2 protein-coding genes are annotated in these 2,353 nt (G+C 63.0%); both read right to left on the bottom strand.

What is annotated here, in order from left to right; all coding sequences use genetic code 11:
- Positions 1-177: 177 nt before the first annotated feature.
- On the bottom strand, positions 178-1,350 hold the full coding sequence (locus tag ACMRQN_RS09330) for a 4Fe-4S binding protein (protein WP_418734754.1): 1,173 nt from the start codon (positions 1,348-1,350) through the stop codon (positions 178-180).
- Positions 1,351-1,415: 65 nt separating this feature from the next.
- Positions 1,416-2,353 (bottom strand): NTP transferase domain-containing protein (locus tag ACMRQN_RS09325; protein WP_418734753.1); only part of this gene is annotated, 938 nt, incomplete at its 5' end.

The raw sequence follows: 2,353 nt of genomic DNA, 5'->3' as shown, positions 1-2,353 counted from the left end.
TTCTTCATGAGATTCCTTCCTTCGCACACCGCGCTCGCTCGTCGCGCACGGTACCCTTCCCTGTGCTACTGCACTTTACTGCGCTAAAGTGTTGCCAGTATACCACAGATACCCATCCGTCGCGCAAGCGGTCGAAATAATACGACCACAGGAAGGGCCGCTCGCTGACGGCGCGCGTTATCGGCCCGTCGACTTCAGGCGCGAGAGCAGGCTTCCGCGAGCAGGAGGATCAGGAAGATGGATAAGCCGCGGCTCGAAGTCGAAGAGCTCGGAAGTGGCAATCACATTGGAGACCGTGATGCACTTCTGCAAGCAGGTGTCGGCGCACAGATTGCATTGCACGCATTCCATCAGCTGGAACTCCAAGTAGCTGCCCTCTCCCGAAGCGGGCTTCTCCTCGCTTTTCTTAAGTGCCCCCGTCGGACAGAACACAGTGCACATCCCGCACGCGCGGCACTTCGACTCATCGATCGATACGCTTCCGAACAGGCGCGTCTCGATTTCGGGCACAACGCTCTGACCGATTGCGTCCATCGCGTCGAGCGTGTTCATTCGCCGCGAAGGCTCGAATTGTGGCAGCCCACCGTCCTTGTCGGGTCGGAGCAGCTCGCGAAGGTTCAGCTCCTTCTTCACATTCTGCTTGCCGAGCGTCTCGTCGAGCGCCTTCTCCGTCGCGACCTTCACGGCATCTTTCGCCATACCGCCCGCCTGCGAGAAGAACCCGCGGCGCGCCGCGGCGAACGACTTGCGCCCGCTCGTCTCTATCGCCTCGGGAGGAAACTCCGAGGCGCGGCGAACGCGGACGCTCGACCCCTGCGCCGCGAGCAGGGAGTTTGCCGACTCAACCGTCGCCGTGACGCCCTCGCTCGTACCGCCGAACTTGCAGGTCGAACACGTTCCGTCGACGAGCGCCACATCGCCCACGCCGTGGGACGCAAGCTGCAAGAGGAGGCTTTCCTCCATGCGCGCAAGGCAGGGGACGGACACGTATTTGTCGGGATCGCCCTCTCGGCGCGCAGCCATGCGGGCACATGCGAACACGGAGAGGCTGCCGCCGAGCGCACGTGTAGCCGAGGCAGCAGCGCTGGCGAGCTCAACATCGGCAGGCTCGACGGGAACAAGCGCCTCGGTGGGACAGACGACCGTACAGGCGCCGCAGGAAACGCAGGCCTCCGCGTCGATCTTCACGCTGTTGTCGCCGACCGAGATCGCGTCCGCAACGCACGCTTCGATGCATTTGCGGCACGTCGAATGGCGGTTGCGCACCGCCACGCAACGCTTCTCGACCACGAGGACCGACTTGCCTCCGAGAGCCTCGGCAACATCGGCTATGTCAGAAAGGTTCGGCATTCTAAGATCACTGCCTTTCGCGGACCCCGCATCTGCAGCGAGGCGCCATCCCCTCGATGGAGAAGCTAGCCCTCCATCACCATGTCTTCGAGCGCATGCAGCTCATCGGGCGTGTTCGCGTTGATGAAGCAACCGCCCATCGGCTCCGCCTCAAGCACTTTGCTCTGGGGAAACTCATGGACGACCACAGACTCGTCCCCGAAAAACGACTGCGCGCGTTTCTCGCCGCGATCGAGCGCACGGCGCACGGCGGGCAGGCACTCCATGCGACGGTACATCGCATGGAAGGGCTCGAAACCGTGCTTGTTCACAGGAACGACCACGTCGGCCCCGGTCTCGTTCATGCGCAGCGCCTCGGCGACCACGAGAGCACCCGACGCGAAAACCATATCGCATGCAACAATGGCGACATAGGGGTTGCGCGCCGCTTGGAGCGCGGTGTACAGACCCGGCAGCGCGCCGCGGCTCGAGAAGATATCGCACACAAGTTGGATATTGAGCTGCGGAAACTCCTGATGCAGGAACGTCAGGTTGTCGGGCTCGTTGGTCGTGATGACCAGGTCGTCAGCCACGGGGCTTAAGCGCTCGATCAGACGGCAGATGAGCGGACGACCCAAAAACGGGACGGTCGCTTTGCTGCGGCCCATGCGTCGGCTCTCGCCGCCTGCCTGGATGACCACCGTCACGCGCGGGCGCACGAAATGGGATTCCACGAAATCAGCGAGGGCAATCGTGTCGTTAAGATCGAACGCGGGAATGCCGTAGATCGCCGCAGCCTCGATTGCACGAGGAATATCGGTCACGATGGCAACGGTGTTCACGCCGGGCATCTTGCGCACGAGGTCGGGGTGGATGCCACCTTCCGCGGCCGCAGCCGCCAGCGCGTCGAGATCTTCGTCCGCAGGCGCCTGCGCAGCATCTTCCCCGTCGTTGCGAAGGTTGTCGTCCAAAGCCTCCTCCGCGCCCTCGATCCGCTCGCCTTCAGGCGTGAAAAGGCATTTCG

The organism is Ellagibacter sp. (assembly GCF_048412355.1).
In the GTDB taxonomy this organism is placed as follows: domain Bacteria; phylum Actinomycetota; class Coriobacteriia; order Coriobacteriales; family Eggerthellaceae; genus Ellagibacter.
This window is presented reverse-complemented; position numbering and strand designations above follow the sequence as displayed.